Genomic DNA, 22,137 nt, shown 5'->3' with positions numbered 1-22,137 from the left:
TCTGCTGAAAAATGTGACAACTGCCGTCACCTGATGGGCAGTTTTTGAAAACGTGTGACAACTCCCCTACCCCAGCAACTTGCCGAACGCCTGCCGGGCCCGGCCCGAGTCCAGCGACTCGCGGGCTTCGGCCAGGGCGTCGGCAAACGTGAGTTCGGGCCGCAGACACTGGATGCCCAGAGCCGCGTTGGCCGTCACCACGTCGCGCTGGGCGGCGGTGGCCTGGCCGTCGAGGATGCTGCGGAACAACGCCGCCGACTCGGCTACGGTGCTCCCGCCGGCCAGCTCCCGCGGGTCGTAGGTGGTCAGGCCCAGGTCTTCGGCCGTCACGAACTGCTCGCCGCGGGCGGAGCTCAGCTTGGCCGCGCCGGTCAGGCTGAGCTCGTCGTAACCGTCCAGGGCGTGGACCACGGCGTAGCTCGTGCCGCTTTGCTGAAAGAGGTAATTATACAGGCGCAGCAATTCCAGGCTGAACACGCCCGCCAGCTGGGCCGTGGGCCGGGCCGGGTTTACCAAGGGGCCCAGGATGTTGAAGAACGTGCGGACGCCCAGCTCCCGGCGCACTGGTCCGGCGTGGCGCATGGCCGGGTGAAAGGCCGGGGCGTGCAGAAAGCAGATGTTGGCCTCGTCGAGCTGCCGCCGCAACGTGTCCGACGACGCCTCGAAGTCGTAGCCAAAGTGCGCCAGAATATTCGACGAGCCACAGATGCTCGACACGCCGATGTTGCCGTGCTTGGCCACCTTGTAGCCCGCCCCAGCCACTACGAAGCAGGCCAGCGTGGAGATGTTGAACGTGTCTTTGCCGTCGCCGCCGGTACCCACGATGTCGAGCACCTCGCGGGTGCCCAGCTGCGGGTCGCGGCAGAGGTCGAGCAACGCGTCGCGGAAGCCGGCCAGCTCGGGCACCGTAATGGGCCGCATGCGGTACACGGTCATGAAAGCGGCGGTTTCGGCCGGGTTGGCCGCCCCTTGCCCCAGCTGCGACAAGGCCTCGTGGGCTTGGTCCCGACTCAGGGTTTGCTGCTCAAACAGGGTGGTGAGAAACTTTTTCAAGGGAGGATGTCTGGAAAAGAAGGATATGCAACTCCCCTCCTTGCTTCAAAGAGGGGTGCCCGAAGGGCGGGGTGGTTACTCGTTGCTGATGTCGTTTGTGCGAGACTGATTCTTCAGCGGAGCGCGAAATGATATTCTGCTGAGTCGTTCTGACGGGGTCAACCACCCCGCCCTTCGGGCACCCCTCCTCATCTGAGGAGGGAAATTTTCGTTCTGTTCTACCCTTCGAGCCAGTTTTTGAGCATCTGGTGGCCGTGCTCAGTCAGGATGGACTCGGGGTGGAACTGCACGCCGCGCACGTCATATTTCCGGTGGCGGAAGGCCAGAATCTGGCCGTTGGTGTCGCGGGCCGTTATTTCCAGCTCTTCGGGAAATCCTTCCGGCGTTACAACCCAGGAGTGGTAGCGGCCCACTTTGAACCGCTCGGGCAGCCCGTGGAAGAGCCGGTCTTCGCCGGCCACGATGTCGGCGTCGGTGGCAATGCCGTGGAGCACGGCCGGCAGGTTGTAGAGCTGCCCGCCAAACGACTCGGCAATGCCCTGGTGGCCCAAACACACGCCTAGCATCCGCTTGGTAGGCGCGTAGCGCCGGATTACCTCCGGCATCAGCCCCGCCTCCGACGGCACGCCCGGCCCCGGCGACAACATGATGGCGTCGTACTGCTCAATGTCGTCGAGGTTGATTTTGTCGTTGCGCACCACGTCGGTGCTGTCCCCGTAGCCCAGCTCGCGCAGCAGCTGCACGAGGTTGTAGGTAAAGGAGTCGTAGTTATCGAGAACCAGGATTTTCATGGCGGTTGGTGTTTATTCGTTTAAACCGTGGCCGTGAGCTTCTCGCCTACTGCTTCGGCGGCTTCCAGGGCTTTGCGCAGGGCGGCCAGCTTGTGGTGCACCTCGTTGAGCTCCGAATTGATGTCGGAAGCGGCGACTACGCCGGCGCCGGCTTGGTAGTAGAGCTGGTTGCCGGTGCTCAGAAAGGAGCGAATCATGATGGCGTGGTTGAAGTCGCCGTTGAAACCCAGGTGACCCAGGCAGCCGCCGTAGTAGCCGCGGCCCGTTGGTTCAAGCTGGTCGATGAGCTGCATGGCCCGGTGCTTGGGCGCGCCCGAGAGCGTGCCGGCCGGGAAGGTATCGGCCACCACCTGCAGGGAAGCCGCGTTGGGCGCCAGCTTGGCATTCACCTCACTCACGAGGTGAATGACGTGGGAGTAGAACTGGATTTCGCGGAACACCTTGACTTTCACCTCGTCGCCGTGGCGGGCCAGGTCGTTGCGGGCCAGGTCTACCAGCATCACGTGCTCGGCGTTTTCCTTGGGGTCGGCGGCCAGCTTCTGGGCCAGCTCGGCGTCCTGGGCATCGTGGCCGGTGCGGCGGAAGGTGCCGGCAATGGGGAACAAGCTGGCTTGGCGCCCCTTAATCAGCAGCTGGGTTTCGGGCGAGGAGCCGAAAATCTTGAAGTTGCCGTAGTCGAAGTAAAACAGGTAGGGCGAAGGATTCACGGAGCGCAGAGCGCGGTACACGTTGAACTCATCCCCCACAAAACCCTGCTGGAAGCGGCGCGACAACACAATCTGAAATACGTCGCCGCGGCGGCAGTGCTGCTGGCCGGCTGCCAGCCGGGTCAGGAATTCCTCGTCGGTCTGGTTGGTTTGCTCCTCGCCCACCAGCCCAAAGCCAAACTCGGGCAAACTCGGGTTGCGGATCAGGTTTACCAAACGGGTCAGGCCGTCGTGGTCGGTGGGCTCGTCGGTAGGCGTGTGCTCGAAGACGAACAGCTCGTTGCGAAAGTGGTTGATAGCAATGACGTAGCGGTAGGTGCCGTAGATAATGTCCGGAATCTGGCCGGCCGCTACCTTCTCCTCGTTCAGCGTCAAGTCTTCGAAGTACTGCACGCCCTCGTAGCCGATGTAGCCAAACAGGCCGCCGGTGATGAAATCGAACTCCAGCTTCTCGGTTTGAAACGAGTCGGCAAACTCCTGCAGGCGGGTCAGGGCCAGGCGGGGCTGGGCCAGCGTTTCGGTGGTCACCGAGCCGTCGACCAGCGTCTGGCGCAGCTCCCCGCGGCTCACTTCAAAGCGGGCCAGGGGCTCGAAGGCCAGGTAGCTGAAGGCGTTTTGCTGGCCGTGGTAGTCGGAGCTTTCCAGCAGCAGGCAGTTGGTGTACTGGTCGCGCAGGCGCAGATACAGGCCCACGGGCGTCACGGTATCGGCGAGCAGGCGGACGTGGCGGGTTTTGAGGTGTACTGGTTTCATCAGCGGTTCCCGCGGCGGCGGGCTGGGTTTTGAGAAGTGAAACAGAAGCGGCTGACGCGGGCGGAAATAAAAAAAGCCCGGCGGGCGGCCGGGCTTTCCTTTGATATGCTTGATGCGAGGTGGAGTAAACTACGACCTTACCGCACGCACAGGTTTTCCCGTCCGGAGTTTCGGAGAGGCCACCACCATGCTTGCTGGGTTACGTGAAAGGTCATTGTCGATAGTGTTGAGCTTTTTTGTTGGGCTCTAACGCTGCAAAGATAGAAGCGGAATTCGGACTTGCGCAACAACTTTTTGGTTTTTCTCTTGCTGAATCCGCAACCCGTCTCCTTACAAGCTATTAATTCGGCAGTAAACCCTTCGTGCCATTGCCAACTTTACTCCTTTAGTAACGCCTGACTACCCTGCTGCTTACCCGCCGTCAGCCGGAGAAAGTAGGCACCCTTGGCCAGCTTGCTTACGTCCACGGTCTGTCCGGCGCGCACCTTGCCTTTGAGTACCACCCGGCCCGTCGAGTCCAGCACTTCCAGCTTGGCTTCTTTCACCGTTTCGGGCAGCTGCACGCTCACGGCCTCCTTAGCCGGCACCGGGTAGGCGCTGAAGGCCAGGGCCGTGTGCGGAGCCTTGGCGGCCGTAACCGTAGCCGCCGGCAGCAGCCATTGGTAAGCCGCCGCAAACTCCCGTTTCCAGAACCACTCGGCGTGCTGCCCGTCGGCGCGGGTGTTGAAGCTCAGGTTGGCGGCCGGCACCCCACCGCTCTGCAGGGCGTCGCGCATCTGCTGCATCAGGGGCACCATAGTCTGGCTTTCCTGGGCGCCGCTGACGAAGTAAAACCGGGTGGCGGGGTTGGCCGGGTGCTGCTGCACGTACTGAAACAGCGGCTGCTCAGCAAACCAAAAGGCCGGCGAAAACACGCCCACTTTGCTGTATACGGCCGGGTACTTCAGGGCGGCATACACCGAAATCAACCCGCCCATGCTGCTGCCGGCAATGCTGGTGTACTCCCGGCCGGTGAGGGTGCGGTAGTTGGCGTCGATGTAGGGCTTCAGGGTCTGGACCAGAAAATCCACGTACTGGTCGCCCTGCCCACCGCCGTACTGGGGGTTGTTCCAGGGTGAATACTCGTTCAGGCGCTGTTGCCCGTCGTTGTCGACGGCCACTACGATGCTGCCGGTAGCGTCGAGGCCCTGCTGCTGAAGCTGACTCAGGGTTTCATCCACGCCCCACTCGCCCGAGAAGCTGGTGCAGTTGTCGAACACGTTCTGCCCGTCGTGCATATACAGTACCGGATAGCGCTTGGTAGTAGTGCTGGCGTAGTCGTTGGGCAAATACAGCCATACGCGCCGGGTGCGCCCGAGCTGCGGAATAGCAAAGCTGGTGGCCATTACCCGCACATTCGGGCTCAGGGCCGACGAGCTGCAGCTGCTGCCCCCGGCCAGGTCTTCCCAGTTCAGGATGGCGTGGGTGACGGTAGCCGGGCCGCTGCCGAAGGTGTAGCTGCGGTTGGGTACGGAGCCATTGGTGGCGTTGGTTTCGACCGACGACCAAGCCCCGCGGGTAAACTTATACTCGATGGTGCCCGTGGCCTGGGGCAGGGTAATCTGGTAGCTGCCGTCCAGGTTTTTGGTCAGGGTGTGGGCCGCGCTGCCGGGATTCCAGCCGTTAAAAGAGCCGGCCATATAGAGTGTGGCGTTGGCCGGCGTATTGGCCGGTACGCTGGTCAGCTGGAAGGTGACCTGGGCCTGGGCCGCTAGGCAGGGTAGCAGAACCAGCAGAGCGAGGAAATATTTCATGCCCTAAAGTACCAGAATTAGCGCCCAAAAGCAGCTAAGAACTTGGGGCGGGCCGCGGACTTACGCGCTTAAGAGCCTAGCCTTCTTACCGATACGACGTTATCGTAACTGGCTAAAAAAAGCCGGGAACGAATTGTATTCCAACTCCGCCGCGACGAAAGTAAGTTTTCGGGCACGATTTCCTGGTTTTTCGGGGGATAAAATACACTTGTTATTTAGGACGAATTTAAGGTTTGCGTTTTGCCTCCCGAGCCTCTCTCACGGGTAGTAGGTGACTGCGCACTCACTGAATTCACAGATTTGATTAGGTCCAAGCAAAATGAATAGGGCTTATTTCGGGGTTTTAGGCAGTATACAGGAGCGGTAATCGGGCTGTTTTAGCCTGTGCAAACCTTTGCACTAGAAATAGGCTGAAAACTATTTCTACGCGAACCACGCCCCGTCTTGTATTTGTGAAATTCAAAACTTTATCTTGCGTAGTTTATTAACGAGAAAGGTGATGTTGGGCAGAGCTAAAACCAGACAAAATCGTGTTCCACGAACCCGACCACATGGTCCCCTGCCCCGCCCAGCCTTAGCCCGCCGCTGGTGTATCCAGTTAAAAAATTCCCTCTCCTAACCCATTTTCAATGAAACACACTTACCTAGCGAAACTACTGTTTCTGCTACTGTTCGTTTGTGCTGGTTTCACCAGCGCATTCGCCCAAACCGGGGCCGTGAGTGGCCGCGTCTTGGACGAGAAGAGCCAAGGGGTACCAGGCGCCACCGTGCTGATTGAAGGCACCACGCTGGGTAGCTCCACCAACTCCGATGGTACGTACCTGATTCAGAACGTACCGGCCGGGGCCCAGACGCTGGTAACCTCGTTTGTGGGGTACAATGCCAAGCGGCAGGCGGTAACCGTAACGGCTGGGCAGACAACCGCCCTGCCCGACATTTCGCTGGCCGAAAACACGACCTTGCTCAGTGAGGCCGTTGTCGTTGGGTATGGTACCCAGCGGCGGCAGGACGTGACGGGCTCCATTGCCACGATTTCGGAAAAGCAGTTTGTGCAGGGCCAGGTAACCAACCCCGAGCAGCTGATTCAGGGCAAAGTGGCCGGCGTACAAATCACCTCCGGTGGTGGTGCTCCCGGGGCCGGCTCCCAGATCCGCATCCGGGGCGGTTCCTCGCTGAACGCCAACAACGACCCGCTGATCGTAATCGACGGCGTGCCCGTTGACAACTCCGAGAACAAAGGTGTGTCGAACCCGCTCACGCTGGTTAACCCCAATGATATCGAAACCTTTACGGTTCTGAAGGATGCCTCAGCGACGGCCATCTACGGTTCGCGCGCTTCGAACGGCGTTATTCTGATTACGACCAAGAAAGGACTCTCGGGCGAGAAGCTGCGGGTAAACTTCAATTCGCAAGCCTCGATTTCGCAGAAGACCAAAAGCATCAAGGTCCTGTCGGCCGACGAGTTCCGTAACCTTGTTAATACCTACGGCAACGCCTCGCAAAAGGCCCTGTTGGGCAACAGCAACACGAACTGGCAGGAGGAAATCTTCCGCAAAGCCTACACCTTCGACAACAACCTGAGCCTGATTGGCTCGGTGGGCAAAGTCCCGATTCGCGCCTCGGTGGGCAACACGATGCAGGAAGGTATTCTGCTAACCAACAAGCTGAGCCGCAACACCGGCTCAATCAGCATCACTCCCACCCTGCTCGATAACCACCTGCGCATCGACATCAACGCCAAGGGTAGCTGGGTGGATAACACCTTCGCCGACGCTGGCGCAATCGGTAACGCCGCTCGTTTTGATCCTACGCAATCGATTACGACCGGTGACGACAGCCGTTTTGGCGGCTACTACGAGTGGCTCAACGGCGACAAGACCCTGAACACGAACGGCACCCGCAACCCGGTGGCCCAGCTCAATCAGAAGCGTGACCGCAGCACCGCCAAACGGGCCATCGGTAACATTCAGTTTGACTACAAGTTCCACTTCCTGCCCGAGCTGCGCGCCAACCTGAACCTAGGTTACGACCTGCTCCGCAGCAACGGCACGACCTTCGTACCCGCTTACTCGGCCCTCGAATTTTCGAACAAAGGCGCCAACAACATCTACTCCCAGAAGAAGGACAACAAACTGCTGGACTTCTACCTCGAGTACGCCAAGCAGTTCGGTGAGCACCGCCTGACGGTGCTGGGCGGCTACTCCTACCAGGATTTTATCCGCGACCAGCCCCTGGACTCGTACCAGGCTTCGGCCGACGGCACCATCATCAAGCCGGCTTTCCCCTTCAAGACCCAGAACACGCTCGTCTCGTTCTTCGGCCGCGTGAACTACAACTTCAAGGACCGCTACTCCCTGACCGCCACGCTGCGGGAAGATGGCTCGTCGCGCTTCCCGACCGGCAACAAGTTCGGCACCTTCCCCGCCATCGGCCTGGCCTGGCGCCTGAAGGAAGAAGACTTCCTGAAGAGCTCCAGCTTGTTCTCCGACCTGAAACTGCGCGTGGGCTACGGCATCACTGGGCAGCAGGACATTGAAAGCGCCGCCGGCAACTTCCCCTACCTGGCCCGCTACACCGTGGGTGAGGCTTCGGCTTCGTACCAGTTTGGTGACCAGTTCATCAACACGCTGCGTCCTGAAGGCTACAACACCAAGCTGAAGTGGGAAGAAACCACGACCTACAACGCGGGTCTGGACTACGGCTTCCTCGACGGCCGCATCAGCGGTTCGGTAGACGTGTACCTGCGCAAAACCGACGACCTGCTGGCCAAGATTGCCCCCTCAGCCCTGACCAACTTGACCAACGAGATTATTACCAACATTGGTAGCCTCGAAAACAAGGGTATCGAGTTTGCGCTGAACACCAACCCGGTGCGCACCAACGACCTGAACTGGAACCTGAACTTCAACGCGGCCTACAACGAGAACAAAATCACCGACTTGGGTAACACCCTGCCCGACTTCACCGGCTACGCCGTAGGCGGCATCGGTGGTGGCGTGGGCAACAACATCCAGATCAACTCGGTGGGCTACTCGGCCAACTCGTTCTACGTGCAGAAGCAGGTGTACGACGCCAACGGCCGCCCGATTCAGGGCCTGTATGCCGACTTGAACGGCGACGGCAAAGTAACCATCGACGACCGGTACCGCTACAAGACGCCCGCTCCGAAAGTAACCATGGGCCTGGGCTCGAACGCCTCCTATAAGAAGCTGGACCTGGCCTTCACGCTGCGCGCCAACCTGGGCAACTACGCCTACAACAACATCAACTCCCAGCAGGCCGCCCTGGCCGGCCTGTCGACCAATGGCTTCCTGCAGAACCTGACGCCGGACATCTACAACACCAACTTTACAACCTACCAGCTGTTCTCCGATTACTACATCGAGAATGCCTCGTTCCTGCGCATGGATAACGTGACGCTGGGGTATAACCTGCGGCCGGTAGCGGAAGGAAAAACGAGTGTTCGGGTAACGCTGGCGGTGCAGAATGTGTTTACTGTTACCAAGTACTCGGGCCTGGATCCGGAAATCAACACCGGCACGTCGACTGGTATCGACAACAACTTCTACCCCCGCCCCCGCACCTTCACGCTGGGTCTCAATCTAGGTTTCTAAATCGTACGTACGTACTGCCAAAATGAAAAAGACGTTTGTAAGAGGTTTCGCTACCGTATCGGTGGCCGCTTCTCTACTGGCCCTTGCTACTTCCTGCGTTGGAGACCTCGACCGTGAGCCATTCAACGAAGTTACTTCCGAGGTAGTGTATTCCGATCCGGCCAACTATAAGCCCATCCTGGCCAAGCTTTACGCGGGCCTGGCACTGAGCGGACAGACGGGCCCGTCCGGCAAACCCGACTTGTCGGGGGTCGACGAAGGTTTCTCGAACTATATCCGCCAGTACTGGTCGATTCAGGAGCTGCCCACCGACGAGGCCGTTATTGCCTGGGGCGACGATGGCCTGCAGGACTATCACCTGATGAACTGGACGTCGAACAACCCCTTCATCCGGGCTATGTACAACCGGTTGGCCTACCAGATTTCGGCCTGCAACGAGTACATCCGCGAAACCAAGGACGACAAGCTCAGCGGCCGCAACATCACTGGTGCTAACCTGGACAATATCAAGCGCTACCGCGCCGAAGCCCGCTTCCTGCGCGCTTTGAGCTACTTCCACTCCATGGACCTGTTTGGCAACCCGCCCTTTGCCGACGAGAACTTCCTCGTGGGCTCGGGCCAGCCCAATCAGATTTCGCGCGCCGACCTGTTCAATTATATCGAGTCGGAGCTCAAGGCCATCGATACGGAGCTGGTTGATGCTCGCAAAAACGAGTACGGCCGCGTGGATAAGGCCGCCGCATGGATGCTGCTGAGTAAGATGTACCTGAATGCCGAAGTGTATACCGGTACGCCCCGCTACGCCGATGCCATTACCTACGCCAACAAGGTGATTGGGGCCGGCTACGCCCTGCAGACCCAGAACTCGTCGAAGTTTTCGGCTTACACCCGCAACTTCCTGGCCGACAACAACACGTCGCCCGAGATTATCTTCCCCGTTACCTTCGACGGTGACTTCACCAAGGGCTACGGCGGCACGACCTTCATCATCCACGCTGGCGTGGGTGGCGACATGCCCGCTGCTTCCTTCGGCATCGATGGCGGCTGGGGCGGCACCCGTACTACCAAGCAACTGGTAGCCCTGTTCCCCGACACCGCCGCCGACAAGCGCGGCCGGTTCTACACGGCCGGTCAGAAGCTGGAAATCGACAACCTGACTGAGTTTAAGGACGGCTACGCCGTGGTGAAATACCGCAACCTGAAGTCGGACGGCAAAGTGGGCAAGAACATTACCTTCCCCGACACCGACTTCCCCATGTTCCGCTTGGCGGACGCCTACCTGATGTACGCCGAAGCTACCCTGCGTGGTGGGGCCGGCGGTAACCGGGCCACTGCTCTGGGCTACGTGAACCAGCTGCGTGAGCGGGCCTACGGCAACACCGGCGGCAACATTTCCGATTCGGAACTCACCCTGGACTTCATCCTGGATGAGCGCGCTCGGGAGCTGCACTGGGAAGGTCATCGTCGTACCGACTTGATCCGCTTTAAGAAGTTCACCACGAGCTCCTACCTGTGGGCTTGGAAGGGGGGCGTGAAACCCGGTCAGGCAGTAGCGGACACACGGAATATTTTCCCAATTCCGTCTACGGATTTGGTGGCCAACCCCAATCTGAAGCAGAACGCTGGCTACTAGTAAACTTTTTTAGGCTGGTTTCCCTTTCGGGGAAACCAGCCATTTAAAGCCTCATAATTCCCGCCTTTATGAAAAATAAATTCTCACTTTTGGCCGCCGCGGCTTTTTCGCTGCTCGCCCTCGGCTCTTGCGAAAAAGACGAGGACCAGCTGGTAGCTACGATCAGCCCGGCTCCGACGCTGACGGCCAGCACGGCTAATGCTGGTGTGCTGGCTAGCCCCGACGCAACCAAGGATGCCGTGACCTACACCTGGACGCCGGTAACCTTCGCCTTCTCCGACGGCAGCAAGAATACCGTTCCCGTGACCTACACGCTGGAGTTTGCTAAAACCGGCACCAACTTCGCCACGATTGGCACGGTGCCCGCCGGCGAAAACACCAGCAGCATTACGGTAAAGGTAGCTGACCTGAACACGGCCCTGGTGAAAGCCGGCCTCACGCCTACCGTATCGGGCACGGCGGATGTGCGCCTGCGCGCTACTTACGCCGGTAACCAAACCGAGATGCTGAGCCCCGCGTCGAAAATTACGGCCACGGCTTACTCGCGCGACCTGTTCGTGTTTGGCACCAGCATCGGTGCCTTGGGCACGGGCTCGCCCTACGTGCGGGAAATAGCCGGCAAGCCAGCCCAGTATGAAGGCTATATCTGGGTTCCGGCTGCCTCGAACACGTTCAAGCTTTCGAATACGAATACGGCTTCGGGGACGATCTTCGGCAACGCCGGCGGCAACAACACGATTTCCTCGACCGGCACCACCACCGAGTTTACCCTGGCTGGTCCGAAGATGTACCGCGTACAAATCAACTTGAGCGCCGGTACCTTTAAAGCCGACGTCACGGAGTGGGGTATCGTAGGTGCCGCTACCACTAACAACGGCGACGGCTGGAGCAAATCTGTTCCAATGACGTACGACACCAAAGACAAAGTATGGAAGCTGACGGGCGTAACCCTGCCCGGCGAGGCGGGTGGCAACCTGGAGTTCAAGTTCCGCGCTAACGACGCCTGGGACATCAACTTCGGCGGTGTAGACGGCAAGTCTGGTGAGCTCAGCTACGGCGGTTCTAACCTGAAAACCTCCGGCAGCGGCAAATACGACGTGACGCTGAACCTGAACGACCCCGAGAAGTACACGTACTCGATTGCCAAGAAGTAGTGCCTGGCCGCAAGCCTAACTACACAAAAAAAGCCTCTCCACACCGGAGGGGCTTTTTTGTGTTCTTCCCCTACCCCGCCTGTACCACGGCCCCAGCCACCAACCAATCCTCACCACTCTGCAGCCGAGCTAGGCTTCATCCAAGGTGCCTTGTAGCTGACAAGGTGGCCCCACCGCAAGCAACTCGTCTGGCGCTATCTGCTGCTGCCAGCTGCCTTATAGCAGTTAACGAAGGTCCGAGGGCGCAGCCCGACCGGTGGCTTGGCAAGCGCCCATTACCGTGTAAAACTTCTTCCCTTAGCTCAGCAAAAAAGCGCAGCTGCAAATGGTGTCGTCATTAGCGGGCACAAAAAAAGGCGAACCATAAGGTTCGCCTTTTTTGCGGGAAAGCCAGAAAGCTTACTCGACTACAACTTTACGGCTGGTCAGCTGCCCACCTACTTCGAGCTTCACCAGATAAGCACCGGCGGAGAGGTTGGCCAACTTGTATTCATGGTCGCCGGCGGTTTGCTTCTCTGCTGCTACCGAGCGCACCAGCTGGCCCATGCTGTTGTATACGGCCAAAGACACGTCCTGCAAGCCGCCCTGCACGTTGTAAGCCACCGTGGTGTTGGCTTTGGCAGGGTTGGGATACACTTGGAAGTTGAGGGCTTGCGCCACTTGGTTGCGGCCGGCCAGCACGCCGGTGCCCACTACGTAGGTAGCGTTCTGGGAGCCAGGCGAGGTAGTGGCGGCGAAGTTAGGCGACGAGCCCAGGTCGGCAGTTTGCCCTACGATTTGCGGAATAACGTCGGAGCTGAAAACGCCACCGTCTTTCACGTAGGCAGCCATCAGATTGATGCGGCTGCCGGTGGTGATGCCCAGCGCGGTCATATCCAGTTCCATTTCCAAACCCGAGCCGGCCGTAGCGGCGGCCGTCACGGTAGCCGAGCTCAGGTAGGCAAACTTGGCACCCAGTACCGGGCCGCTAGTAGCCGAAGCCGTCAGTGGAGCCCCGGTTTTGGTGCTGGAGCCCTGGTAGGTATCCGGCACGGGAGCCGTGTTGCCGTTGGTGTAATCTACGTAGCTGTAGTATACATCGGCCGAGGCTGAAGGCGAAGTGGTAGCGCGGAAGCCATAGTCGGTTTCCATGTCCATAGTCGGCGTGTGCTTCAGGGGGCTGTCGCCGGCGACGCCGCCCTTCAGCTGGGTGCCGGCGGCTACGCCGGTTTTGTTGGGCACGTTCAGATACACCACGATGCCGGGATAATCGGTGGCCGATTCGGCCGAGCCCACCACCATGATGTAGAGCTTGGTTGCCGAGGTACCAATGTACAACGACTGCAGCCCCTTGGTAGCCACCGAGTGCGTGCCGGTGTAGGTGCCGGCCAGCTGGTATTTGCCGGTTCCCGTACCAATTTCAGCGGCCGTTACTTTACCGTCAACCGTAATCTGGGCCTGGGCTTCGAAAGCCAGGGAGGAAAGCAGTCCAAGCGTTGCGAGAGTAAAGAGTTTCTTCATGGGGGGTTGGTGAGAAATGGAAGGGTATGGGAGAAATGAATGATTGGGCAACGTCTGCCAAGCCCTCGGGGGTTGGTTGGAAGTAAATATACTACGCAAATTATAAAATAAAATCAGCGTGAGTTATTACTTACTATTTGCCGAAATTCTATTCAAAAAAAGCGCAACTAAGCTTCAAAATCACCGTTTCGCCCAACTCTACGCCTGGTTACGGCGGAGCTTACCAGCCCCGGCACTCCGATTAAGTTGCCCGCTACTGCCGTCGGTTTCGGCGAACCTGCTAGCTTCGCAACCGAATAGCTTGCGCGTGGTCTGGGCCACGGGGCCTGCTAGGGGCTGAAATCAGGGTGGGCGTCTTGCGGGGCGGCTCCTGGCTCAGCTACTTTCTCCACATACCATTTCTACCTACCGTATGATTCTCATTGCCGACGGCGGCTCGACCAAGAGCAGCTGGTGTCAGCTCGACGAGACTGGCAACCGGGTGTACTTCAACACTGAGGGTTACAACCCCGACTTCATGCAAACGGCCGCCATTGCCGCTTCGCTCGACAAAAACCTACCCGAGACGCTGGAGCGCGGGGCCGTGCGCGAAGTGCACTACTACGGCGCGGGCGTTTCGTCCTCGAAGAAAGCCGATGTCATTGCCCAGGCCATGCGGCAGATTTTCCCCAATGCCAACGTCGACGTGGACCACGACCTGCTGGCCTCGGCCCGGGCCCTGCTGGGCCACAAGCCCGGCTTTGCCGCCATCCTGGGCACGGGCACGAACTCCTGCCTCTACGACGGCGAGAAAATCACCTATAACGTGGATTCGCTGGGGTATTTTCTCGGCGACGAAGGCTCGGGCTCGTTCATCGGTAAGCGCCTGATGCGCGACTACCTGCGCGGCCTGCTGCCCGACGGCCTGCAGGACATTTTCCGGGAGGAGTACAAGCTCACCCGCGAGGATATCCTGGACCGGCTCTACAACCAGCCCCTGCCCAACCGGTTTCTGGCCAGCTTCGGCAAGTTTGCCTACGACCACAACAACATCAGCTACTGCCGCGAAATCGTGCTGCAGGGCTTTGAGACGTTCTTCGAGAACATTGTGCTGCACTACCCCAACTACCAGGACTACACCTTCAACTGCGTGGGCTCGGTGGCCTACAACTTCCGCGACGCCCTGTTTCAGGTGGCCCGCAGCCACGGCATGGAAGTCGGCAAAATCATCCGCTCCCCTATCGACGACCTGGTGAGCTACCACGAGGAGCAGGTGTAGCAGTGGTGCAGTGGTGAGTTCTTACGCTAGGCTTAGCAGTACTTCCCACTAGCCACCACCGGATACGAAAAGAGGCCAATTCCTTGCGGAATTGGCCTCTTGCCTTTTTACGAACTTAGGCGGAGTTCTGAGTGCTAAGCTCTTGACTTAGTGCTGCACCACCAAGCGGGTGGTCTGGGTCAGCTGGCCGGTGCTGAGGCGGATGAGGTAGATACCGTTGGCCAAATCCTGCACGGGCAGGCTGAGCTGGTAGGCACCGGTGGGCTGCTTGCTGCCCGAGCTAACGGTGCGCACGGTGGCGCCCAGCAGGTTTTGCACGGTCACGGTGACGGTGGCGGGGGTGGTCAGCTCGTAGCGGACCTGGGCCGTGCTGCTCGTCGGGTTCGGAGCGGCCGTCAGGCGCAGGGCCTCGGTGGCGCGCAGCTTGGTGCTGAGCACGGTGGCCTTCTTGAGGCGCTTCGAGGTGTAGACGGCGTACTGGCCGGGCTGCAGCGTGAGCGGGGCCGTGGTGCTCGACACCGTGATGGAGTCGTCGGTCATGTAGTTGTACCACTTGCCGGTTTGCTGAAACTCGGGGTTGATGGGCTGGGCCGTCACGTCAAAGTTGCCGAGTACCGTTACTTTGAGGTTGGCGTCGGAGAGGTGAATCGACTTGGTGGCCCCGCTCAGCTGCTGGGTGTAAGTGCCGGTTTTGAACACCGCCTGGGTTTTCTTCAGCGCAATCAGCTCCCGGTAGGTGTTGTAGAGCTTGCGGCGGTTGGCATTCTGGTAGTACTCCCAGCGGATCGGCTTATTGCCCACGCGGCCGTTTTCATCGATGCTCACGTCGTAGCCCATTTCGCCAAACTGCCAGATCATCTTCGGGCCGGGCACGGTGAAGAAGAAGGCCGCGGCGGCTTCGTTGCGGGCCAGGGCCGTGTTCAGGTCGCGCACGTTGTGGGCGGGGTTGGCCTGGTTGCCGTAGGCCAGATTCTTGAACATGAGGCGCTCCTCGTCGTGGCTTTCCATGTAGGTCACCAGGTTGGGATTCTGCCAGCCCCGGGCCCCGAAGTAGCCCGAGCTGAAGTCGGAAGTGCTGACGTAGCCCATGGTGGCCTCGTTGTAGTTGTAGTTCAGGTTGCCCCACAGCATCATGCCGTAGTCGGCCAGCACTTTCTCCTCGGAATTGTCGGCGAAGTGCTCCAGGATGCAGTACACGTTCGGGTCCACGCTCTTCATGAAGTCGTAGTAATCCTTCCAGATGTCGATGCGCGACTGGTCGTAGGCGCCCCAGGCTCCCACGTTGGTGGGGTTGTTGCGCTGGGTAAAGCCTTTGGATAAGTCGAAGCGGTAGCCATCCACCTTGTATTCCTGGAGCCAGAACTCCATCACGCGCTTGGCGAAGTACTTGGTGAACGGGCTTTCGTGGTTGAAGTCGTAGCCCACGTTGAAGGGGTGGGTAGCGTCCTGGTTGAACCAGGGGCTGTTGGCGGCGGGCTTGTCGTTCTGGAAGTAGAGCTGCACCATCGGCGACTGGCCAAATGAGTGGTTCAGAACCATGTCCAGCACCACGGCAATACCGCGGCGGTGGCACTCATCGACAAGACGCTTGAGCTCATTCTTGGGGCCGTAGTACTTATCGGGGGCAAAGTAGAACGAGGGGTTGTAGCCCCAGCTTTCGTTGCCTTCAAACTCGTTGATGGGCATCAGCTCCACGGTATTCACGCCCAGGCGCTGCAGGTAGTTGAGCGTGTCGCGCAGGGTCTGGTAGTCGTGGTAGGCCAGGAAGTCGCGCAGGTGCAGCTCGTACACCACCATATCGGTGCGGGCCGGGCGGGCGAAGGTGCTGGTTTGCCACTGGTAGGCGGCCTGGTTGGTTTGCAGCACCGACACGATGCCGGTCGTTTTGCCCGTGGGGTAAGCCTTCAGGTTGGGATACGTGCGGGCCGGAATGCCCGGGTCATTGCTGGGGTCCAGCACTTTTTCCGAGTAAGGGTCGGCCACGCGCAGGTTGCCATCCACCAAATACTGGTAGGCATATTCCTGGCCGGGGGTCAGGCCGTCGAGCTGCACCCACCAGTTGTTGCCGTCGGGGGTCTGCTTCATGTAGTTGGCCTCCACGGGCTGGAAGTTGTTGAACTCACCCAGCACGTAGGCAAACTGCTTGTTGGGCGCGGTCAGCTTCAGAATCACCGAGGTGCCGCCGTTGAGGTAGGTAATACCATCTTTAGCCCCGGCGGGCAGCGCGGCTACCGTTACGGTTGGCCGGATGATGACGATGATGGAGTCGGCAACCGTGGTGCCGCCGGCGGTAGCCGTCAACCGGATGACGTTGCGGCCGAGCTGGGTCGGCGTTACCACGCCGTTGAGCGAAGTGGTGTTGGCTTGCTGGGTAATCAGGGTTTTGTTCAGGTACAGGGCCATCAGGGAGCTGGCCGAAGCCGTGCCACCCGCATTGAGCTGGCTGCCGGCAGTCACGAACAGCGGATTGCCACCGCCGGGCGTGGCCGGGGCCTGCAGCCGCACCGACAGGGCCGAGCCCTGGGTTACGTCCACGAAAATGTCGCCGCCGCCGGTAGCCCGACCGACTACGGAACCGTCGCCATTCTTGAAAATCATGGCCAGCTTCAGAATCTGGTCGGTAGCGGGCACGCCGTAGAAGGTCCGGGGCGTGAAGGTGATGGTGTACAGGTTGGCGTTGGTGGTGCTGCGCGTGAGCAGGGCCGCCGGGTCGGGCGTGTTAAACGACGGGCTCTTCACGTACTTCCAGTCCGAGTTGGAAGTGCTCTTGTCGGTAATCACGCCGGTCCAGATGTAGACCGGGCCCGTGAAGCCGGCCAGGGCACCGTTGCCCTGAGTGGCGTCGAAGGTGAGCGTGACTTGATCCGTGTCGCGGAAAAAAGTGGGCTGGGTGGTCACGACCTGGGCCTGGACCGCCGTAATTCCGCCACTCAGGAGCAACATCAGCCCCAGCAATAGTCGAAGTATTTTCATTGAAAATGTGGGAATTGGTGGAAGTTTTCGAGTCAGGAAAAGATGAAAATATTACGCAAGTTAAACACCGGATTGCCGTGGTCAAAGGGCTTTCCAATTATACTCACCCCGGCTCCACCGAAGCCGGGGCCGGGCTTTTGTGCGTAGCTTTGCCGCGCCGCTTTTTTGGCCCGCCGGATTTTCCTGAATGAGCCTGTTCTTTCGTTTGTGCGCTGCCCTGGGCGGCCGGCTACTGCCGGTATTGCTGCTGGGCGTCAGCCTGCGGGCTTCGGCTCAACAGCCCACCGGCCTGCCCACCACGGCCCCACCCGACTCCGCGGCCCGCTTTTCCGCCGGGCGCCTGCCCATTCTGGCCGGCGGACTGGTCGTGAGCTACACCGGGGCTATGTATTTGCTGAGCCAGGGCTGGTACACGGGGCCGCGCAGCCAGTTTCACTGGTTCAACGACCTGCCCGAGTGGAAGCAAATGGACAAGGCCGGGCACTTCTGGGGGGCCTTCCACGAAAGCCGGGGCGCGGTAGACATGCTGCGCTGGGCCGGCGTGCCCGACCGGCGTGCCACCTGGTACGGGGGCTTCGTGGGGTTTCTGCTGCAGAGCCCCATCGAGCTGCTCGACGGGCGTGACCCGGCCTACGGGGCTTCGGCTACCGATTTGGCGGCCAACTTCCTGGGCTCGGCCGGCCTGCTCGGGCAGCAGCTGGCCTGGAACGAGGTGCGTATCATGCCCAAGTACTCGTTTCACACCACGCGCTACGCCCCGCTGCGGCCCAACGTGCTGGGCAAAAGCCTGGGTGAACAGTACCTGAAGGACTACAACGGGCAGACCTACTGGCTCTGCGCCGACCTGGCCGCCTGGCTGCGGCCCGAAAGCAAGTGGCCTAAGTGGCTGCAGCCCGCCGTGGGCTACGGAGCCCAGGAAATGGTGTACAACGACCCCGACGCCAACGCCGCCCTGGGCCTGCACTCCTACCGCCAGTACTACCTCAGCCTCGACGTGAACCTGCGCCGCATCCCGACCCGCAGCAAGCTGCTGAAGCGCGTATTCTACGTGGCCAGCATCTTCCACCTGCCCGCCCCGGCCCTGGAGTACAACTCCCGCCGCGGCGTGGTGCTGCACGGGCTGTATTATTAGTTGTTCGTTGATTGTTGTCAGTTGTTAGGCAGGTTAATGGTCATGTCGACTAGCGGGCGGCATCTCGCGTGCCATGGTAATCAGAGAACTATTCCACCGTCAGCCGAGCGAGGTGTCTCGCTGCGCTCGACATGACGTTCTTTTCTCTGACAATCAACAACCAGCAAATTACGGGGCAAGGGCATGGGCGCAGCTGTTGCTTTAGCCGTAAAAGGCTGCCGGGGCAATTGTGCGTACCTTGCGCGCCTACTCCTCTGGACGCCCTTGCAACTGGCCGTTGTCAATTTGCTACTAACCCAAGTAACAATGGACCAACACCAGTCCGCTTCCAACACTCAACCACCCCGCAACTAACCTTTCCGATATGAACGTAGGAGACCGGGTCCGTTTACTAACCGGCCGCGAAGAAGGCATCATCACCCGCCTGCTCGATAGTGAGCTGGTGGAAGTAGCCATTGACAACGACTTTACCATTCCCGTGCTGCGCCGCGAAGTCGTGGTGGTAGCTGCTGAGGAAACCAAAACCTTTGGCCTAAGCGCCAGCGCTGCCGCCGCCGAGAAAAAAGCGGCTTCCAGCGGGGCTTCCCGCGCGGCCAAAGCCGCCGGCGTATCTGCGCCGGCCGCCCCCGCCAAGCAAACCGAAGGCCCCGCCGCCCCGCCCGCGCCGAAGGCCGCCCCGGTGCAGAAAGGCCTGTATTTGGCCCTGGTGCACCAGTCGCCCGAGCTGCTGGCCTTGCACATTATCAACCACACCGACCGGGACGTGCTCTTCACCTACGGCGAGGAAACGGCCGGCAAGTACCGCGCCCTGTACGCCGACAAGCTCAAGGCCAAGTCGGTAAGCACGCCGCTGGGCCACTGGCACCTCAAGGACTTCGACAAGTGGCCCGCCCCGGTGATTCAGCTGCTGCCCCACCTGCTGAACGACACCACCGCCTACGAGCTGCTCACCAAGCGGGTGCAGTTCAAGGCCAACAGCTTCTACACCAGTCGGCAAACCAACGTGCCCGTATTGCAGCGCGAGGCCTACCTGTTTCAGCTCGACGAAAAGCCCGCGGCCCCGGTAGCCGTGGCGCCCGAGAAGCTGGCCGAAACCCTGCAGCAGCAGCTCAGCGGCAACGCCCCGGCCAAGCCCGCCGCCGTGGCCCCCGCTCCCGAGCCCGCCCAGGCCCTGGTGGCCCCGCCCCACGAGGTGGATCTGCACCTGGAAGCCCTGGACCCCGAAGCCGCCAAAGCCGAGCCCCCACTCAGCAACACGGCCATTCTCAAGCTCCAGCTCGAAGCCTTCGAGGACACGCTGAGCCGGGCCCTGGCGACCAACATGCACGAAATCATCTACATCCACGGCTCCGGCAACGGCACCCTGCGCAAGGAGCTCCACAAGTTGCTGAGCCGTAACAAGGACATCAAGTTCTTTGAAGATTCGCAAAAGGAGAAATTCGGCTACGGTGCCACGCTGGTGCGCCTGAAGTAGGCTCCTGCTTTTTGTCTGTCATCCTGAGCCTTGGCGAAGGACCTTATTACCGCAGAACGAGTCGTAGCCACGATTTTCGTTCTAATCCCATAAGGTCCTTCGCTAAGCTCAGGATGACAGATATTTTTTAGCTACGTCTCTAATGCCCGCCGTTTTTGCCCAATCCACGCTCGTCACCCTGCCCGACCAGCGCCGTTTGGAAATAATCCGCTACGGTGACCCGGCGCACTGGCCGGTGCTGTTTCACCATGGCTACGCGTCCTCGGGCCTGAGCATTCCGCCCAGCCCCGAGCTGCTACACGAGCTGGAATTGCAGATTCTGGCCCCCAACCGGCCCGGCTCCGGCCAGTCCGACGTGCACCGTACGATGACGCTGGAATCCTTTGCCGCCGACACGCTTTTTGCCGTGGAAGCCCTGGGCATCCGCGGGCCGCTGACGGTGCTGGGCTGGTCGGCGGGCGGCCTCTATGCCCAGGCCCAGGCGGCGCTGTATACCAGCCGCGTGGCGGCTCTGCATTTGCTCAACACCTGCCTGCCGCTGGGCGAGCCCGAAACCTACCGAAACTTGCCGCCGCGCTGGAAAACCATCAAGTTTCTTAACGATTACGCCGCCGGCCTGGCCAAACCGGCTTTCCGCCGCCTCAGCCGGCAGTGGACCCGGGAGCCCGACCGGATGATTGACCGGTTTATGAACCTGCTGGGCCCGGCCGAGCAGCAGGAAGCCGGCAACCCCGTCTCGCGCATTGTCCTGCGCGACGCGGCCCAGCACGGCTTCACCCACCAGGGCCAGGGCGTGTACTACGACGGCCAGGCCCTGTGCCGCCGCCCCGAATTTACGCTGGCCGCCATCCGGGCCCCCACCACCATCTGGCACGGCACCGCCGACTTTATCTGGCACCCCGCGCCCATCTATTACCTGGCCTCCCGCCTGCCCCACGCCACCCTGCGCATGCTCCCCAATGAAGGCCACATGCTGTTTCTCAAGTACTGGCGCCAGATTCTGGAGCAGGTGCACCGGGAGTTGCGCTAGCGGGGATTACGCCTGTCATCCTGAATGAAACGAAGTGGAATGAAGGACCTTCCTCACCTACCCCACAGAGGATTTTGCCAACCTTACACAGCCTTTCTTCCCGCTTGACAAAGGGCTTCGTACGTTGCTCAGGGTCTGTCACTGAGGCGAGGAAGGTCCTTCGCAAAGCTCAGGATGACAGCTATACGTTTGCTTCTACTTCTAACTCTATGTACGACCTGATCGGTGACATTCACGGCCACGCCGACGAGCTGCGCCGCCTGTTGGCCAAACTCGGCTACGCCGAACAACAGGGCGTGTACCGCCACCCCACCCGGCAGGTAATCTTCGTGGGCGACTTCGTGGACCGGGGCCCCTACATCCGGGAAACCCTGCGTATTGTGCGGGCTATGGTGGACGGGGGCGCGGCCCTGGCCGTGATGGGCAACCACGAGTACAACGCCATCTGCTTCTATGAAAAACACCCGCAAGGCGGCCACCTGCGGCCCCACACCCCGCGCAACATTCTCCAGCACCTGCGCACCCTGGAGGAGTTCAACGGCCGGGAGCTGTACCAGGAGTGGCAGGACTACATTCAGTGGTTTAAAACCCTGCCCCTGTTTCTGGATCTGGGCGCGCTGCGCGTGGTCCACGCCTGCTGGGACCCGCGCCACATCAGCTTTCTGAATTCCATCCTCGTCGATGGCCGCCTCACCGACGCCGTGCTGCTGCGCGCCGCCGACCGGAGCACGCCCGAGTACCTGGCCATCGAGGAAACCCTCAAGGGCAAGGAAATAACCCTGCCGCCGGGCCTGAGCTTCCACGACAAAGACCAGAACGAGCGGACCAAAATGCGGGTGCGCTGGTGGTGCAACCCCCAAAGCTGCACCTACGCCGACTACTACCTGGAAAGTATTCCCAGCCTCGACCCGCACCCGGTGGACCCCGCCGCCCTGCCCGATGCCTACCACTACGCCGAGGAAACTCCGGTCTTCTTCGGGCACTACTGGCTGCGCGGCACTCCCCAGATTCTGCGCCCCCACGCCGTCTGCCTCGATTACAGCGTGGCCCGGGGCGGGCAGCTGGTGGCCTACCGCTGGAGCGGGGAGCAAACGTTGCTGGCCGACAACCTGGTGACGGCCTAGAGCCGTTGTCACAACTTTTCTGTCGGCCATTCTTTTTGTGACAAGCTGGTGTCACACTTTTTTTCATTCGCGGAAAGTTTGTGACAGTGGCTTGCTCATCCATTCTTCACGCAGCCCCCGGCCGAACCTCGTTACTTTGCAGTAACCT

The 22,137-nt window shown here is 60.3% G+C and carries 14 protein-coding genes; 8 read left to right on the top strand and 6 right to left on the bottom strand.

The genetic code is table 11. From position 1 onward, the window contains the following. Positions 1 to 66 precede the first annotated feature (66 nt). The 4 genes from trpD to CLV45_RS05395 all read right to left on the bottom strand — a co-directional run bounded on the left by trpD (position 67) and on the right by CLV45_RS05395 (position 5,097). Positions 67 to 1,053: an anthranilate phosphoribosyltransferase gene (trpD, locus tag CLV45_RS05410; RefSeq protein WP_100335362.1), complete on the bottom strand. Its 987-nt coding sequence runs from the start codon at positions 1,051 to 1,053 to the stop codon at positions 67 to 69. 218 nt (positions 1,054 to 1,271) lie between these two features. Further along, positions 1,272 to 1,844, bottom strand: coding sequence for an anthranilate synthase component II (locus tag CLV45_RS05405; RefSeq protein WP_100335361.1), 573 nt, complete (start codon positions 1,842 to 1,844; stop codon positions 1,272 to 1,274). Between the two features lie 20 nt (positions 1,845 to 1,864). Further along, positions 1,865 to 3,304, bottom strand: coding sequence for an anthranilate synthase component I family protein (locus CLV45_RS05400; protein ID WP_100335360.1), 1,440 nt, complete (start codon positions 3,302 to 3,304; stop codon positions 1,865 to 1,867). Between the two features lie 377 nt (positions 3,305 to 3,681). After that, the gene (locus tag CLV45_RS05395; RefSeq protein ID WP_100335359.1) at positions 3,682 to 5,097 is read right to left on the bottom strand and encodes an alpha/beta hydrolase-fold protein; all 1,416 of its coding nucleotides are present in this window, start codon (positions 5,095 to 5,097) and stop codon (positions 3,682 to 3,684) included. Positions 5,098 to 5,726: 629 nt separating this feature from the next. On the opposite strand from CLV45_RS05395, the gene CLV45_RS05390 reads away from it, so the two are divergent. From CLV45_RS05390 to CLV45_RS05380, 3 genes are all read left to right on the top strand, one after another. Then, positions 5,727 to 8,711: a SusC/RagA family TonB-linked outer membrane protein gene (locus tag CLV45_RS05390; RefSeq protein ID WP_100335358.1), complete on the top strand. Its 2,985-nt coding sequence runs from the start codon at positions 5,727 to 5,729 to the stop codon at positions 8,709 to 8,711. Positions 8,712 to 8,733: 22 nt separating this feature from the next. Continuing rightward, entirely contained in the window at positions 8,734 to 10,344 is a 1,611-nt protein-coding gene (locus CLV45_RS05385) for a RagB/SusD family nutrient uptake outer membrane protein (RefSeq protein WP_100335357.1), read from the top strand. Between the two features lie 68 nt (positions 10,345 to 10,412). Beyond that, positions 10,413 to 11,498 (top strand): SusE domain-containing protein, encoded by a 1,086-nt coding sequence (locus CLV45_RS05380; RefSeq protein WP_100335356.1) that lies wholly within the window; start codon positions 10,413 to 10,415, stop codon positions 11,496 to 11,498. 399 nt (positions 11,499 to 11,897) lie between these two features. Here CLV45_RS05380 and CLV45_RS05375 read toward each other — a convergent pair whose 3' ends face one another. After that, positions 11,898 to 12,998: a T9SS type A sorting domain-containing protein gene (locus tag CLV45_RS05375; RefSeq protein WP_100335355.1), complete on the bottom strand. Its 1,101-nt coding sequence runs from the start codon at positions 12,996 to 12,998 to the stop codon at positions 11,898 to 11,900. Positions 12,999 to 13,410: 412 nt separating this feature from the next. Here CLV45_RS05375 and CLV45_RS05370 point away from each other — a divergent pair, with 412 nt between their 5' ends. Next, positions 13,411 to 14,256, top strand: coding sequence for an N-acetylglucosamine kinase (locus CLV45_RS05370; protein ID WP_100335354.1), 846 nt, complete (start codon positions 13,411 to 13,413; stop codon positions 14,254 to 14,256). Between the two features lie 147 nt (positions 14,257 to 14,403). Here CLV45_RS05370 and CLV45_RS05365 read toward each other — a convergent pair whose 3' ends face one another. Continuing rightward, positions 14,404 to 17,229, bottom strand: coding sequence for a DUF4961 domain-containing protein (locus CLV45_RS05365; protein WP_170061813.1), 2,826 nt, complete (start codon positions 17,227 to 17,229; stop codon positions 14,404 to 14,406). 187 nt (positions 17,230 to 17,416) lie between these two features. On the opposite strand from CLV45_RS05365, the gene CLV45_RS05355 reads away from it, so the two are divergent. From CLV45_RS05355 to CLV45_RS05340, 4 genes are all read left to right on the top strand, one after another. Then, positions 17,417 to 18,361 carry a DUF2279 domain-containing protein gene (locus tag CLV45_RS05355; protein ID WP_157807308.1) on the top strand — a complete coding sequence of 315 codons (945 nt, stop codon included), beginning with the start codon at positions 17,417 to 17,419 and terminating at the stop codon, positions 18,359 to 18,361. A 364-nt stretch (positions 18,362 to 18,725) separates the two neighbouring features. Then, positions 18,726 to 19,835, top strand: coding sequence for a Smr/MutS family protein (locus CLV45_RS05350; protein WP_100335352.1), 1,110 nt, complete (start codon positions 18,726 to 18,728; stop codon positions 19,833 to 19,835). 142 nt (positions 19,836 to 19,977) lie between these two features. Continuing rightward, on the top strand, positions 19,978 to 20,865 hold the full coding sequence (locus CLV45_RS05345; protein ID WP_100335351.1) for an alpha/beta hydrolase: 888 nt from the start codon (positions 19,978 to 19,980) through the stop codon (positions 20,863 to 20,865). A gap of 209 nt (positions 20,866 to 21,074) precedes the next feature. Continuing rightward, the gene (locus CLV45_RS05340; RefSeq protein ID WP_100335350.1) at positions 21,075 to 21,989 is read left to right on the top strand and encodes a metallophosphoesterase; all 915 of its coding nucleotides are present in this window, start codon (positions 21,075 to 21,077) and stop codon (positions 21,987 to 21,989) included. Positions 21,990 to 22,137: the final 148 nt, after the last annotated feature.

The organism is Hymenobacter chitinivorans DSM 11115 (assembly GCF_002797555.1).
Classification (GTDB): domain Bacteria; phylum Bacteroidota; class Bacteroidia; order Cytophagales; family Hymenobacteraceae; genus Hymenobacter; species Hymenobacter chitinivorans.
The sequence above is the reverse complement of the archived record's forward strand: the minus strand, read 5'-3'. Positions and strand labels throughout refer to the sequence as shown.

Bases quoted from the DNA above. Each gene is read 5' to 3' on its own strand.
- CLV45_RS05405 (WP_100335361.1), bottom strand. From the start codon at position 1,844: ATGAAAATCCTGGTTCTCGATAACTACGACTCCTTTACCTACAACCTC.
- CLV45_RS05400 (WP_100335360.1), bottom strand. From the start codon at position 3,304: ATGAAACCAGTACACCTCAAAACCCGCCACGTCCGCCTGCTCGCCGAT.
- CLV45_RS05395 (WP_100335359.1), bottom strand. From the start codon at position 5,097: ATGAAATATTTCCTCGCTCTGCTGGTTCTGCTACCCTGCCTAGCGGCC.
- CLV45_RS05390 (WP_100335358.1), top strand. From the start codon at position 5,727: ATGAAACACACTTACCTAGCGAAACTACTGTTTCTGCTACTGTTCGTT.
- CLV45_RS05385 (WP_100335357.1), top strand. From the start codon at position 8,734: ATGAAAAAGACGTTTGTAAGAGGTTTCGCTACCGTATCGGTGGCCGCT.
- CLV45_RS05380 (WP_100335356.1), top strand. From the start codon at position 10,413: ATGAAAAATAAATTCTCACTTTTGGCCGCCGCGGCTTTTTCGCTGCTC.
- CLV45_RS05375 (WP_100335355.1), bottom strand. From the start codon at position 12,998: ATGAAGAAACTCTTTACTCTCGCAACGCTTGGACTGCTTTCCTCCCTG.
- CLV45_RS05370 (WP_100335354.1), top strand. From the start codon at position 13,411: ATGATTCTCATTGCCGACGGCGGCTCGACCAAGAGCAGCTGGTGTCAG.
- CLV45_RS05365 (WP_170061813.1), bottom strand. From the start codon at position 17,229: ATGAAAATACTTCGACTATTGCTGGGGCTGATGTTGCTCCTGAGTGGC.
- CLV45_RS05355 (WP_157807308.1), top strand. From the start codon at position 17,417: ATGAGCCTGTTCTTTCGTTTGTGCGCTGCCCTGGGCGGCCGGCTACTG.
- CLV45_RS05350 (WP_100335352.1), top strand. From the start codon at position 18,726: ATGAACGTAGGAGACCGGGTCCGTTTACTAACCGGCCGCGAAGAAGGC.
- CLV45_RS05345 (WP_100335351.1), top strand. From the start codon at position 19,978: ATGCCCGCCGTTTTTGCCCAATCCACGCTCGTCACCCTGCCCGACCAG.
- CLV45_RS05340 (WP_100335350.1), top strand. From the start codon at position 21,075: ATGTACGACCTGATCGGTGACATTCACGGCCACGCCGACGAGCTGCGC.